This is a genomic window from Georgenia deserti (genome assembly GCF_042680605.1).
Lineage (GTDB): Bacteria > Actinomycetota > Actinomycetes > Actinomycetales > Actinomycetaceae > Allobogoriella > Allobogoriella deserti.
In genome coordinates, this window is the sequence record NZ_JBHUEE010000001.1 from 1 (window position 1) to 12825 (window position 12825).

A 12825-nucleotide genomic window follows, 5' to 3' on the forward strand; every position below is an offset into this window, starting at 1 on the left:
ACAACACCCCCCGGATCATCAACGACAGGGGCAGACAGTCATGCCGGACCCAGCGACCACAACCCCGCCCACGCGGGATCACCAAGAAGGTAACGGGCGCGACGGTCGTCAGCCGGCGGACAGCGCCTCGACGATGTCGACGTCCTGATACGGGTCGCCGCCGAGCATGCTGCCCGTGGTGCGCTGGTCGAACCGGTCCCGCACCAGATCGTGGGCCTCGGCCGGCAGCCGGTAGAAGTACACCCGGGGCAGGATGTCGTAGACGTGCTCGAGGTAGTACTCGACGAACTCCTCGGCGTCGTCATGCTCCTCGAGCGCAGCCGTGGAGACGTAGATGAACAGCGGGCGGGTCAGCGGCTCGTAGGTCCCGTCCTGCGCGTTGCGCAGGCTCGGCTCGACGCCGTCGACCGCAACGGTGGTGATGACGTCGCGGACCTCCTCGTCGGCCTCGAGGTAGTTGCCGGCGCCCATGAAGCCGAGGCTGTCGACGTCGTCGGCGACCCAGCCGGCGAGCTCGACCATGTCGTCGCTGGTCCGGTAGTCCTCCCGGATCGCCCCCACCTCGCCGGTGACCTGGTGGGTGAAGTACTCGAACGTGCCCGACCCCTCGGGTCGGCCGACGAACTCGATCTCCTCGTCCGGCCACGCCGGGCGCAGGTCGCTCCAGGTCGTCACGTCGGAGTCCGGGGCCCAGGCCTCGCGGAGTTCGTCCAGGGTCAGCGTGGTGGCGAAGTCGTTGTCGATGTGGCGGACCACGCTGAGCGCGTCCAGTGCGATCGGCAGCTCGATGTACTCGACGCCGTTGTCGGCGCACATCTGCACGTAATCGGTCGGCTGACCGGCTCCGGGGATCGCCTCCGAGGCGTTGTTGATGTGGGACTGCCCGCTGCAGAAGCGCTCGAAGCCGTCGGTGGTGCCCTCGGCGGCCATGTCCACGTCGATGCCGGACTCGCGGGCCACCGTCTGCGTGATCGGGTACACGGTGCTCGACCCGGAGACGACGAGCTCGTCACCGTCCGCGCTGGCGTCCGCGCAAGCCCCGAGTGCCCCGACGGCGAAGGCCGCCGTGATCGCCAGGATGCCTCGTCTCACGGCGCCGTTCCTTCCGCCGAGGTTCCGGTCGGGTCATCGGCTCCGGACACCGGTCGACGCCGGCGCAGCTCGTCGATGACCTCGTCGAAGAAGGCACGCACCTCGCTCCAGCGCACCCGGGTGCTCGCCAGGTGCTCCTCGAGCCTGTCGATCTCGGCGTGCTGCCGGGCACGGAGTCGCTGCTCGGCGAGCTCCTTCCGCAGCGCGGAGATCGAGCTCTCCGCCTCGCGCAGGATCTCCTCCAGCTCCTCCTCGATGCTGCGCGGCGGGAGGCGGTCGTCGCCTTCCGGCGTGGGATATCCAGGGTCGGTCACCGGTGCCTCCTCAGAGGATGACGGTCGCGAAGATCAGGGCGAGGGGAAGGGCGACGAACACGCCGAGGACCCAGACCGCGGCCCACACCTTCTTCTCTGCGGCCAGGCCGGCCAGCCAGGTGGCCCCGCGCAGCGGGATCACCCGCAGCGGCGGCAGGCCGAAGATGACGATGGTGGCGTACAGGTTGAACAGCAGGTGGACGAACGCGGCCTGCAGTGCGGTCTCCGCCTCCAGTCCGGTGAAGGCGAACGCCGCGATGAGGGCCGTGATGGTGGTGCCGATGTTGGCACCGATGGTGAACGGGTAGATCTGGCGCAGGGAGAACGAGCCGGAGCCGGCGAGCGGGATGGCCAGCGATGTGGTGGTCGAGGACGACTGCACCATGACCGTCACGACCATGCCGGACGCGATGCCGGTGAGCGGCCCCCGGCCGATGGCGGTGTGCAGGACCTTCGCTGCCCGACCGACCATGAGGACCTTGAGCAACCGTCCGATGACGTTGATGACGGCCAGGATGAGCCCGATGCCGATGGCGATCATGACGATGCCGTGCCAGGGCTCGGGGATGAACGCGGTGACGCTCTCGAGCAGGTTCGCGAGCGGCTCGGTGACCCCGTCCACCACGGTGCCGATGCCCGCGAACACCGCGGCGACCACGCCGCCATCGGTGCCCGAGGTCTGGCCGGACAGCCAGCTGGAGGACCGCTCCAGCAGTCCGAAGATCATCTCCAAGGGCAGGAAGATGACGACGGCGAGAAGGTTGAAGAAGTCGTGCACCGTCGCGGCGGAGAAGCCACGCCGGAACGCCTCCTTGTCGCGCACCATGCCGAGACTGACGAGGGTGTTGGTCAGCGTGGTGCCGATGTTGGCGCCCATGAGCATCGGCACCACGATCTCCATCGGCAATCCGCCGGCGGCCAGGCCCACCGTCACCGAGGTCGTCGTGGAGGAGGACTGCGTCGCGGCGGTGGCGACGACACCGACCATCAGCGCCACGAACGGGTTGGAGGCGAAGGCGAACAGGTCCGCCGCCTGACCACCGGTGGCGGCCTTGAACCCGCCGCCGATGACGTTGACGGCCGTGATGAGCAGGTAGATGCCGACGACGACGGCGAGCCAGTTGGCCACCTGAAGCGTCTGTCCCTGCAGTCCGAACCGCTCCAACGGGCTGCGCAGCGCGGCCGCGGACGACTCGGACGGCGCGGGCGCATCGGCCTGGACGGGGATCTCGCGTTCGGTCGAGGACGACATGCGTGCTCCTGCCGTGCGTCGGGCGGCTGCGCGGGAGGCGAGCCGACGGCGCACACGCTAGAGCGGCCCGGTGTCTCGGAATCGTCCGGGACATGAACGGTGGCCGACCGCGCGGGATCGTCGCGCTCGTGCGCGTCGGGCGCTCGAGGCGACCACCCGATCCCCGGCGGCGGTCCGGGTGGGCGTGATGAGATGACCTATGGTCGAACCGCTCCGCCCGACGTTGCGTACCCTGCCGTCCCTGACCGGGCGCAGCCCGGTCCCCGACCTCGCGGCGCTGCCCGCCGACCCGATGCGCATGTTCCGTGACTGGCTCGACCTCGCCATCGCCTCCGCGGTCCCGGAACCGCACACCATGACGCTGTCCACCGTCGACGATGACGGGGTGCCGGACGCGCGCGTGCTCATCCTCAAGGAGGTCGACGAGACCGGATGGGCGTTCGCGAGCACCGCCGAGAGTAGGAAAGGGCGCCAGCTGGCCGCCCGCCCGGCGGCGGCGCTGTCCTTCTGGTGGCAGCCGCTGGCCCGTGCCGTGCGGGTCCGGGGCCCCGTGGTCGAGGCCACCCGGGCGGAGAGCGAGGAGGACCTGCAGGCCCGCAGCCCGACCGCGCAGGCCGAGGTGGCCGGCGAGACGTGGACGCTCTGGCGTGTGCGGCCCACTCGCGTGGAGTTCTGGCGCGGATCCCCCGATCGCCGGCACCTGCGGATCGTCTACCGCCGCGACGGCGAGAGCTGGAGGGCGTCCGTGTCGTGACGTGCCTTCCGCGGGCCGCGGGCTGGACGCAGCGGTGGTGGAACTCGCCTGAACTCAGGCCCGGTCGACGAGTTCCGGGTCCCCGGACTGCCGGGCGCAGTGGGCGCAGCAGTACACCGCGCCGTCGGACTCGACGCCGTGCCCCAGGATCCGGCAGCCGCAGTGCTCACACGTCGGCGCCATGGTCTGGATGGCGCACTCGAAGCTGTCGAACGTCCCGGACACGCCGTCGCGGGTGAGCGTGAACGTCTTGTCGTAGTCGTTCCCGCACGTGTCGCACGTCGCCATGGCGCACTCCTTTCCCGAAGCTGGTCACTCGTTCGGTCGCTGAGCGGAGATGTCGGCCAGGGCGGACTGCTGGTCCCGTTCCATGGCGAGGTCGCCGATGGAGAGGATGCCGACGAGATCCTCGCCCCGGGTCACCGGGACGCGGCGCACGGCGCGGTCACGCATGAGCGCGACGGCGCGGTCCTGCGGGTCGTCCGGTGAGACGCTCACCAGGCCGGTGCTGCACGCCCGGCGCACCTCGTCCTCGGCGGTTCCGCCGTCGGCGAGGACCCGGACCACGAGGTCGCGATCGGTGACGATGCCGACCGGCGCGCCGTCCTCGAGGACCACGAGGTCCCCGATGTCCTGGGCGCGCATCAGTTCGGCGGCCTCACGTACGGACTGGTTCGCCCGGATCGTCGTCGGGTTCGCGGTCATGATGTCTTCGACGGTTCCTGCCATGGTGCCCCTCCTCGGATCGGTGCGAGGTTCTGGCGTCACCGTCATGGTCGTGCTGGGCTCAGTGCTCCGCATCCCGGCCCGGCGCGTCGCGGGTGCCGGCGAGGTAGGACGGCAGTTCGTCGAGCCATGCCAGTGCCGCGCGCTCGTAGTGGATGCCCAGGGCGAGCGTGGCGAGCCGGCCGCGTCCACGGTCGGAGGTGTCGGACGCCAGTTCCTCTCGCCATGCCTCGTACCGGGTGAGCCGGTCCTCGTGGCGACGGCGTTGATCGTCCAGCAGCTCGTGGAACCGCTCCTCGGGGACGTCGTCGGCGAAGGCCACGGTCAGGAGGAACGGAACGCGGACGTTCTCCTCACCTGGGCTGCGCTCGAGCCAGTCGAGATAGGCCTGACGGCCCGAGTCGGTGATGCGGTAGCGCCGTCGGCCGCGCCCCTCGGCCGGGAGCGCCTCCGCGAACCCGCGCCGCTCGAGCTGTGCCAGCTCGCGGTAGGCCTGGCTGCGCTGGATGGTCCAGAAGTTGCCGACCCGGGACCACGCCTCCTCGACGAGCTCCCAGCCGGTCATCGACCTCTCGTTCAGCAGCCCCAGCAGGGCACCGGCCGTCACGCTGACCTGGTCCGGGCTCGGCACGCATGCTCCTTCCGACGACGCAACGCCCCATCCTCGCACCGCTCAGCGGGGCAGGGTGGGGCGCCTGTCGACGGCCGGGTGCGCGCGGCGGTGGCCCGCGAGCCACTGGCCGGTCGCCGCGAGGACGGCGTACGCACCGAGGTTCCCCGCCGCGAGGAGCAGGGAGTTCTCCGGCGGCTCGCTGAGCGCGACGAACCCGCCGAAGCCGATCATCGCGGCGGCGAGGACGGGCATGCCCGCTCGGCCCAGACGGTCGGCCGGGACGGTCGAGCGCAGATAGAGCGCGAGACCGGCGAGCACAAGCACCACCTCGACGGCGAACCCGGCGCCGCCGGTGAGGCCGAGACCGACCTCGCTGCCCCGGCCCAGCAGCGGGAGGTCCGGCTCGTGCACGACCGCGTCGAGCACCCAGTGGCTCAGCACGACGGCGGCGACCAGGCCGCCCGCGGCGTGCCGCTCCCGTCCGCGTACCGTCAGGGCCATGACGCCGTAGGCGGCGAGTGCCATGGCGGCGGTGGCTACGAGCGAGTGACTGAACGGCACCGAGACCATCTCCACCGCATCGGGCCCGACGCCGTCGTGCACCCGGATCTGCTCGATACCGGCGGGCACCAGCACGGAGTAGACGACGTCCGGAAGCTGGCTGGCGATGACGAGACCGGCGAGCGCGCGCCTCGGTTGGGCGGCCTTGGCGGCGAGGGCGACGCCGATGTGACCGATGAACATCGGCCTCACCCGACCGGTCGCTGCTCGGCGCACCCGGCTCGGTGCGACTCGACGTGCCCGAACCGACGGAGGAGGACGCTGCCGAGAACCGGGATCACGACGGCGGTGGCGGTGACGCCGACGGCGCCACCGCCTGCCCGCAGGACGACGAGCACCAGGAAGCCGACCACGAGCGAGATGACGTTGAAGCCCACGTGGCCGAGCACCGCGAGCCGCCGACCCGAGCGTTGTGCACGTTCGGCGAGTACCCCGCGCACCACCATGACCATGGCCAGCACGGTCAGGGCGACGAAGACGGCGCTCGTCGCCGCCGCCAGCGTGGGCCAGGCAAGGGCGAGACTGAACGGCAGGACGCCGGCCATCCCCGCCAGCGCGAGCGTGTGCCCACGCAGCAGACCCGGCCGCCGCCAGGACATGACACCGAGGACGAGGGCGAGGACGGCGGCGACGGCGTGGACGAGGACCAGGGTGGCGTGCATGGCGGCCTCCAGGAGCGGATGCCGCCACCGTGTCACCTGACACAGTGACCTGTCAATGTGTCATGTCGTCGCGGATCATGGAGTCGGGGAACCGCCGTTGACGTTGAGCGTCTCGCCGATGACATAGCTGGACTCGGGGGAGGCGAGGAAGACGAACGCCGGGGCCATCTCGGTCGGCTGCGCGGCCCGGCCGAGGGGAGTCGACTGGCCGAACTCCGGCAGCGCTTCCTGCGGCTGCCCCTCGGACGGCTGGATGGGCGTCCACACCGGGCCGGGCGCGACGGCGTTGACCCGGATGCCCCGCGGGGCGAGCTGTTGCGCCAGACCCTTGGAGAAGTTGTTGATCGCGGCCTTCGTGCTCGCGTAGTCCAGCAGGGTGGGTGAGGGCTGGTAGGCCTGGATCGAGGTCGTGTTGATGATCGTCGAGCCGGCCGGAAGGTGCGCGAGCGCGGCCCGGGTGACCCGGAACATCGCGAGGATGTTGGCGTGGAAGGTCTCCTCGAGCTGCTCGTCGCCGATCTCGGTGAGGCTCTCCGTGGCGACCTGTTTGCCGGCGTTGTTGACGAGGATGTCCAGCCCGCCCAGGTCGCCGACCGCACGCTCGACCACCTCGGTGCAGAACGCAGGGTCGATGAGGTCTCCGGCGATGGTGACGGCGTTGCGACCGCAGTCGGTGATGATCTGCGCGACGTGCTGCGCGTCCCGCTCCTCGGCCGGGAGGTAGGTGATGGCCACGTCGGCACCTTCGCGCGCGAATGCGACCGCCGCCGCGGCACCGATGCCCGAGTCGCCGCCGGTGACCAGCGCCTTTCGCCCTTCCAGACGTCCGGTGCCCCGGTAGGACTGCTCGCCGATGTCCGGCGTGGGAGCCATGTCCCGCTGCAGGCCGGGCTCTTCCTGATGCTGCTTCGGCGGACTGATCTCCGGGAAGCGGTCGACCGGGTTGACGAAGGCGAGCTGGTCGGTGCTGATCCGTGCGTCGTCGTTGCTCAACGGGCTCCTCCTCGGGAGACGGTGGGTGGGCAGTCACGCAGACTGCGGCGTCCACCTCAAGTCTCCGGCCGCGGCCCCCGAGCCGCACGCGGAGCGGTCAGTGCGCGGCTTCCGTGCGGACCTGGCGGAGCAGGTACAGGCCGACCAACGGGGTGGCGGCCACGACGGCGACGATGCCGACGACGCCGGAACCGGCCTGGCTCGCGGCGACGGCGAGCAGGCCCGTGGTCAGGATCACCACGTTGAGGCCGACCCGGCCCACCATGCGGCGCTCGCGCCCGGCCGTGGCGTCGCGTTCGGCGAGCGCCCCCTGCACGACCATGGCTGCGGTGATCATGGCCAGACCCACGTACGCCACACGGACGAGCACGGTCTCCTGCGGCCAGCCCGCGGCGATCAGCGCCGCGAGAGCGATCACCATGACCGCCAGCGCGATCGTGTGCGCCCGCAGCAGCCCGCGCGCGCGTATGCCGAGCATGCCGAACACGAGCGCCGACACCGCCGCCACGGCATGCACCATCACCAGGGCCAGATGCCCCATTGCGACACCTCCGGAGGGGGAGAGGTTTCGGACACTCTCCCACTGCCCCGCAGGACCTGGCAATGTTCTCGGTCGCGTCGGCGTGCTCAGGTGCCGGGGCTCAGCTGCTCAGCGTCTGCGACGCCGGTCCGGCAGGGCGACCGCCGTCACCGCGGCCAGTGCCGCCGGGAGGAAGAACAGGCCGAACGAGGCGAGCGAGACGAGCACGAACACGAGCAGCAGGCCGGCGGTCAGGATCGCGATCGCGCGGCTATCCCGAAGCATGACCGGCGCCGCCGCAAGGCCGACCGGGACGGCGCACGGCCCCAGCACCCACGGGCCCTGGGACTCGACGAAGCTCACCCGTCGGACGACCTCCTCGCCGGAACCCGACATCGAGGTCTCGACGCCGAGCGGGGCGAGCGCCACGACGAGGGCCGCGACGATCGCGAGGACGGTGGCGACGAGGTGAGCGACCTGCCGCGGCGAGCGTCCTGTCGTTGGGGTGCTGTCGGCGGGCACGGGTGACCTTCACTCCTCGTGGAACGTGGGCGCCGTCCTCCTCCGCGACGGCCGGCGGCCAGCATGTCACGCCTGTGGGGCGAGGCGGACCGGGCTCCTCGGGCTAGGGGAGGGCGTCCGCTACGACAATCCGACGATCTGCCCGTCGTCGTCCAGGTCGATGCGCTCGAACGCCGGCGATACGGGCAGTCCTGGCATCGTCATGATCGAGCCGGTGAGCGCGACGACGAAGCCGGCACCGGTCCGGGCCAGCAGGTCGCGCACGTGCAGCGTGAAGCCCTCGGGGGCGCCGAGTCTGCTCCCGTCGTCGGAGAAGGAGTACTGGGTCTTGGCCATGCACACCGCCATCTCGCCCCAGCCGTTCTCCTCGAACTCGGCCAGGCGCCGCCGTGCGGCGGCCGCGAACTCGACGTCGTCGGCGCGGTAGATCGTCCGAGCGATGGTGCGGATCTTCTCCTCCAGTCCCGTCGACGGCTCGTAGAGGCGGGTGAAGGTTGCGGCGGTGTCGGACCCGTCCAGGGCGTCCAGGACCGCTGCGGCGAACTCGTCTCCGCCGTCGTCGCCACCGCCGCGGGCCCAGATGTCGGCGACGGCGCAGCGCACGCCGAGGCGCTCCGACCACTGGTGGACCACGGCGCGTTCGTCCTCGGTGTCGGTCGGGAAGGAGTTGAGGCCGATCACCGGCTCGAGGCCGAAGGTGCGGATGTTCTCCACGTGGCGCGTGAGGTTCGGCAGGCCGGCCTCGACCGCGGCTGCGTCCGGCGTCGTCACCTCCTCCGCCGGAACGCCGCCGTGGTACTTCAGGGCGCGGATGGTGGCCACGAGGACGACGGCGTCCGGGACCGCGTCCCCGGCACGGGTCTTGATGTCCAGGAACTTCTCCGCGCCGAGGTCGGCGCCGAAGCCGGCCTCGGTGACCACGACCTCGGCGAGCGCGCGGGCAGTCGTCGTCGCGATAACGGAGTTGCAGCCGTGTGCGATGTTCCCGAACGGTCCGCCGTGCACCAGCGCCGGGGTGCCGGCGATGGTCTGGACGAGGTTCGGCTTGATCGCGTGCCGCAGCAGCGCGGTCAGCGCCCCCTGTGCGCCGAGATCGCCGACGGTCACCGGCCGACGATCGCCGGTGTAGGCGACCGTGATCCGGGCGAGCCGGGCCTTGAGGTCCGCGAGGTCGGTCGCGAGGCAGAGCACGGCCATGATCTCGCTCGCGGCCGTGATGTCGAAGCCGCCCTCGTGCGGCACTCCGTCCGTGGGGGAGCCGAGCCCGACGACGACGTTGCGCAATGCGCGGTCGTTGACGTCCAGCACGCGGCGCCAGGTGATCCGGCGGGCGTCGATGCCGAGCGGGTTGCCCTGGTAGAGGCTGTTCTCCACGATCGCGGCGAGCGTGTTGTTCGCCGTTGTGATGGCGTGGAAGTCGCCGGTGAAGTGCAGGTTGATGTCCTCCATCGGCAGCACCTGTGACCGGCCGCCGCCGGCGGCGCCGCCCTTCATGCCGAGCACCGGGCCGAGCGAGGGCTCGCGGACCGCGACGATGGTGCGCCGCCCGGTGCGGGCGATCGCATCGGCGAGGCCGATCGACATCGTCGTCTTCCCCTCGCCCGGAGGTGTCGGGCTCATGGCGCTGACGAGGACCAGCTTGCCCCGCCCACCAGGTGGCAGCTTCGTCACGTCGACCTTAGCCATGTGCCGGCCGTACGGCTCGATGGCCTGAGCCGGGATCCCGGCCTTGTCCGCGATCTCCTCGATCGGGCGCATATCTGCGGCTCGGGCGAAGTCCAGATCGTCCACGACCACTCCTTCGTGCCGGTGGCGCCCCGCCCGGTCCGGACGAGGTCCTGTGCACGCCGCTGACGTGCCGGGTTACCCAGGATGGTGCCAGGCCGGTGGGCGGAACGCTATCCCTGCTCGCCGCCGTCCGTGGCGTCGGCGCGACCTCGTCGAGTCGGTCTGCGCGCCCCGTCCCGACGATGTGTTTCACCGCCGGGAACAAACGACGCCGACGGATAGTTGAGCCATACAGACTCAAGTTCGGCGCTCTCGATTTGGTGCTGAGCCCGTCGGAGAGCAGACTTGAGTGCATAGGACTCAAGACCGGCGCGACAGGCGCCGGCGATCCGAACGAAGGAGCGAGCACACATGGCACGAGCTGTCGGTATCGACCTCGGAACCACCAACTCGGTGGTCGCCGTCCTCGAGGGTGGCGAGCCCACGGTCATCGCCAACGCCGAGGGATCGCGCACCACCCCGTCCGTCGTCGCGTTCAGTAAGTCCGGCGAGGTGCTGGTCGGTGAGGTCGCCAAGCGGCAGGCCGTCACCAACGTGGACCGCACCATCTCCTCGGTCAAGCGCCACATGGGCACCGACTGGAAGACCGAGGTCGACGACAAGAATTACACCGCGCAGGAGATCTCCGCCCGCATCCTCGGCAAGCTCAAGAAGGACGCCGAGTCCTACCTGGGCGAAGAGGTCACCGATGCGGTCATCACCGTCCCGGCCTACTTCAACGACGCCGAGCGTCAGGCCACCAAGGAGGCCGGCCAGATCGCGGGCCTGAACGTCTCGCGCATCGTCAACGAGCCGACCGCCGCCGCTCTGGCCTACGGCCTGGAGAAGGGCAAGGAGGACGAGACCATCCTGGTCTTCGACCTCGGTGGCGGGACGTTCGACGTCTCGCTGCTCGAGGTGGGCAAGGACGAGGACGACTTCGCCACGATCCAGGTCCGCGCCACCAACGGCGACAACCGCCTCGGCGGCGACGACTGGGACCAGCGCATCGTCGACTGGCTGGTCAAGCAGGTCCAGAACAAGGAAGGCGTGGACCTGTCCAAGGACCGCATCGCCCTGCAGCGTCTGCGGGAGGCCGCGGAGCAGGCCAAGAAGGAACTGTCCTCCGCCACCACCACGAACATCTCGCTGCAGTACCTCTCGATGAGTGAGTCCGGCCCGATCCACCTCGACGAGCGCCTCACCCGCGCCGCGTTCGAGGACATGACCTCGGACCTGCTCGAGCGCACCAAGCAGCCCTTCCACAACGTCATGAAGGACGCCGGGATGTCCGTGGGCGACATCAACCACGTCATCCTGGTCGGCGGCTCGACCCGGATGCCGGCCGTGACCGAGCTCGTGCGCGAGCTCACCGGTGGCAAGGAGCCCAACAAGGGCGTCAACCCGGACGAGGTCGTGGCCGTCGGCGCCGCGCTGCAGGCGGGTGTCATCCAGGGTGACCGCAAGGACGTCCTGCTCATCGACGTCACCCCGCTCTCCCTCGGCATCGAGACCAAGGGCGGCGTGATGACCAAGCTCATCGAGCGGAACACGGCCATCCCGACCAAGCGCTCCGAGGTGTTCTCCACCGCCGAGGACAACCAGCCGAGCGTGCTCATCCAGGTCTTCCAGGGCGAGCGTGAGTTCGCCCGGGACAACAAGCCGCTGGGCACGTTCGAGCTGACCGGCATCGCGCCCGCCCCGCGCGGCGTGCCGCAGATCGAGGTCACCTTCGACATCGACGCGAACGGCATCGTGCACGTCTCCGCCAAGGACCGCGGCACCGGCCAGGAGCAGTCGATGACCATCACCGGTGGGTCCGCCCTCCCGCAGGAGGAGATCGACCGCATGGTCAAGGAGGCCGAGGCGCACGCCGCCGAGGACGCCAAGCGTCGCGAGGAGGCCGAGACGCGGAACACCGCCGAGCAGCTGGTCTACTCGACGGAGAAGCTCCTCAGCGACAACAAGGAGAAGCTCTCCGACGACGTGGTCAACGAGGTGCAGGAAGGCGTCGACGCGCTCAAGAAGGCCCTCGAGGGTGACGACATCGAGGCCGTGAAGTCCGCGCAGGCGGACCTGACCACCCGCAGCCAGAAGATCGGCGAGGCGCTGTACGCCCAGCAGGGCGACGGCGCGGCCGGCGCTGCCGGTGCGGACGCCTCGGCCGAGGGCGCCTCCGGGTCCGCGGACGAGGACGTCGTCGACGCCGAGGTCGTGGACGACGAGGACAACAAGTGACGGCAGAGAACGAGCGTCCCGAGGCCGGGTATGAGCCGCCGGTGGTCAATGACCGCCGGAAGGTGGACCCGGAGACCGGGCAGGTGCGTGAGGACCGTGAGGAATCCGAGGCGGGTGCGCCGTCGTCCGGCGACGGCGCCCCGCCCGGGGCGGGACCCGACGTCGCCCAGGCGGCGGACGGGATCGTGCCGGAGGACGCGGCTGAGGCCGATCGCTCGGACGCGGAGCAGGCACCGGCCGGCGAGCCGGCCGCTGAGGACGACCCGCTCGCCCAGGCCCGCGCCGAGGCCGCCGACCTACAGGACCAGCTCGCCCGCCGCAACGCGGACGTCTACAACATCCAGCAGGAGTACGCCGGCTACGTCCGGCGCTCCAAGGCGGACGCCGCGAACCAGCGGCAGGCCGGGGTGCACGAGGTCCTCGAGTCGCTCATGGGCGTGCTCGACGAGGTCGAGCTCGCTCGCCAGCACGGCGACCTGACCGGCCCGTTCGCCTCGATCGCCGAGAAGCTCGAGCAGACGCTGTCCCAGCGCTTCCAGCTCACCCGCTTCGGCGAGGTGGGTGAGGAGTTCGACCCCGAGGTCCACGAGGCGCTCATGCATGCCACGGACTCCGAGGCCACCGCGACCACCGTGACCCAGGTGCTGCAGCCGGGATACCGCGCCGGTGAGAAGGTGCTGCGGGCCGCTCGGGTGGCGGTCACGAGCCCTGAGTGACCGGGGGTCGCGTCGATGAACAACACTGTCTGCGTCCGGTGCGGTGCCGGTCGGTCCGCCGGCCGGCACCGCAGCACGGCACGATCCGGGAGGTG

The 12825-nt window shown here is 70.7% G+C and carries 15 protein-coding genes; 3 read left to right on the forward strand and 12 right to left on the reverse strand.

From position 1 onward, the window contains the following. Window positions 1–108 precede the first annotated feature (108 nt). Genes ACFSE6_RS00005 through ACFSE6_RS00015 form a run of 3 tightly spaced genes read right to left on the reverse strand, consistent with a single transcriptional unit; the run spans window position 109 to window position 2658 of the window. Window positions 109–1092: a PstS family phosphate ABC transporter substrate-binding protein gene (locus tag ACFSE6_RS00005; RefSeq protein WP_388001653.1), complete on the reverse strand. Its 984-nt coding sequence runs from the start codon at window positions 1090–1092 to the stop codon at window positions 109–111. Then, window positions 1089–1406 carry a hypothetical protein gene (locus ACFSE6_RS00010; protein WP_388001654.1) on the reverse strand — a complete coding sequence of 106 codons (318 nt, stop codon included), beginning with the start codon at window positions 1404–1406 and terminating at the stop codon, window positions 1089–1091. The genes ACFSE6_RS00005 and ACFSE6_RS00010 overlap by 4 nt, the downstream gene beginning before the upstream one ends. 10 nt (window positions 1407–1416) lie before the next feature. Beyond that, window positions 1417–2658 (reverse strand): Na/Pi symporter, encoded by a 1242-nt coding sequence (locus ACFSE6_RS00015; protein ID WP_388001655.1) that lies wholly within the window; start codon window positions 2656–2658, stop codon window positions 1417–1419. 199 nt (window positions 2659–2857) lie between these two features. Here ACFSE6_RS00015 and ACFSE6_RS00020 point away from each other — a divergent pair, with 199 nt between their 5' ends. Continuing rightward, entirely contained in the window at window positions 2858–3412 is a 555-nt protein-coding gene (locus ACFSE6_RS00020; protein WP_388001656.1) for a pyridoxine/pyridoxamine 5'-phosphate oxidase, read from the forward strand. A 54-nt stretch (window positions 3413–3466) separates the two neighbouring features. Here ACFSE6_RS00020 and ACFSE6_RS00025 read toward each other — a convergent pair whose 3' ends face one another. The 9 genes from ACFSE6_RS00025 to ACFSE6_RS00065 all read right to left on the reverse strand — a co-directional run bounded on the left by ACFSE6_RS00025 (window position 3467) and on the right by ACFSE6_RS00065 (window position 9806). Beyond that, on the reverse strand, window positions 3467–3700 hold the full coding sequence (locus ACFSE6_RS00025; protein ID WP_388001657.1) for a hypothetical protein: 234 nt from the start codon (window positions 3698–3700) through the stop codon (window positions 3467–3469). A gap of 24 nt (window positions 3701–3724) precedes the next feature. Next, entirely contained in the window at window positions 3725–4141 is a 417-nt protein-coding gene (locus ACFSE6_RS00030; RefSeq protein WP_388001658.1) for a CBS domain-containing protein, read from the reverse strand. A gap of 58 nt (window positions 4142–4199) precedes the next feature. Continuing rightward, on the reverse strand, window positions 4200–4769 hold the full coding sequence (locus ACFSE6_RS00035) for a PadR family transcriptional regulator (protein ID WP_388001659.1): 570 nt from the start codon (window positions 4767–4769) through the stop codon (window positions 4200–4202). A gap of 42 nt (window positions 4770–4811) precedes the next feature. Continuing rightward, entirely contained in the window at window positions 4812–5495 is a 684-nt protein-coding gene (locus tag ACFSE6_RS00040; RefSeq protein WP_388001660.1) for a metal-dependent hydrolase, read from the reverse strand. A gap of 5 nt (window positions 5496–5500) precedes the next feature. After that, a complete protein-coding gene (locus tag ACFSE6_RS00045; RefSeq protein ID WP_388001661.1) occupies window positions 5501–5974 on the reverse strand; it encodes a hypothetical protein in 474 nt (157 codons plus the stop codon). Window positions 5975–6049: 75 nt separating this feature from the next. Further along, a complete protein-coding gene (locus ACFSE6_RS00050) occupies window positions 6050–6967 on the reverse strand; it encodes an SDR family oxidoreductase (protein ID WP_388001662.1) in 918 nt (305 codons plus the stop codon). Window positions 6968–7064: 97 nt separating this feature from the next. Continuing rightward, complete coding sequence (locus tag ACFSE6_RS00055) at window positions 7065–7508, reverse strand: hypothetical protein (RefSeq protein ID WP_388001663.1); 444 nt, start codon at window positions 7506–7508, stop codon at window positions 7065–7067. 108 nt (window positions 7509–7616) lie between these two features. Next, window positions 7617–8009 (reverse strand): hypothetical protein, encoded by a 393-nt coding sequence (locus ACFSE6_RS00060; protein ID WP_388001664.1) that lies wholly within the window; start codon window positions 8007–8009, stop codon window positions 7617–7619. Between the two features lie 120 nt (window positions 8010–8129). Next, window positions 8130–9806 (reverse strand): formate--tetrahydrofolate ligase, encoded by a 1677-nt coding sequence (locus tag ACFSE6_RS00065; RefSeq protein ID WP_388001665.1) that lies wholly within the window; start codon window positions 9804–9806, stop codon window positions 8130–8132. A 342-nt stretch (window positions 9807–10148) separates the two neighbouring features. Here ACFSE6_RS00065 and dnaK point away from each other — a divergent pair, with 342 nt between their 5' ends. Both dnaK and ACFSE6_RS00075 read left to right on the forward strand, forming a co-directional pair. Continuing rightward, complete coding sequence (gene dnaK, locus ACFSE6_RS00070; protein ID WP_388001666.1) at window positions 10149–12014, forward strand: molecular chaperone DnaK; 1866 nt, start codon at window positions 10149–10151, stop codon at window positions 12012–12014. Beyond that, window positions 12011–12730 carry a nucleotide exchange factor GrpE gene (locus tag ACFSE6_RS00075; RefSeq protein WP_388001667.1) on the forward strand — a complete coding sequence of 240 codons (720 nt, stop codon included), beginning with the start codon at window positions 12011–12013 and terminating at the stop codon, window positions 12728–12730. Before dnaK ends, ACFSE6_RS00075 begins: the two co-directional genes overlap by 4 nt. Window positions 12731–12825: the final 95 nt, after the last annotated feature.

What these genes read in the sequence shown, in the direction of transcription:
- dnaK (WP_388001666.1), top strand. Translation starts at nt 10,149, where the DNA reads ATGGCACGAGCTGTCGGTATCGACCTCGGAACCACCAACTCGGTGGTC.
- ACFSE6_RS00020 (WP_388001656.1), top strand. Translation starts at nt 2,858, where the DNA reads ATGGTCGAACCGCTCCGCCCGACGTTGCGTACCCTGCCGTCCCTGACC.
- ACFSE6_RS00040 (WP_388001660.1), bottom strand. Translation starts at nt 5,495, where the DNA reads ATGTTCATCGGTCACATCGGCGTCGCCCTCGCCGCCAAGGCCGCCCAA.
- ACFSE6_RS00030 (WP_388001658.1), bottom strand. Translation starts at nt 4,141, where the DNA reads ATGGCAGGAACCGTCGAAGACATCATGACCGCGAACCCGACGACGATC.
- ACFSE6_RS00045 (WP_388001661.1), bottom strand. Translation starts at nt 5,974, where the DNA reads ATGCACGCCACCCTGGTCCTCGTCCACGCCGTCGCCGCCGTCCTCGCC.
- ACFSE6_RS00025 (WP_388001657.1), bottom strand. Translation starts at nt 3,700, where the DNA reads ATGGCGACGTGCGACACGTGCGGGAACGACTACGACAAGACGTTCACG.
- ACFSE6_RS00015 (WP_388001655.1), bottom strand. Translation starts at nt 2,658, where the DNA reads ATGTCGTCCTCGACCGAACGCGAGATCCCCGTCCAGGCCGATGCGCCC.
- ACFSE6_RS00055 (WP_388001663.1), bottom strand. Translation starts at nt 7,508, where the DNA reads ATGGGGCATCTGGCCCTGGTGATGGTGCATGCCGTGGCGGCGGTGTCG.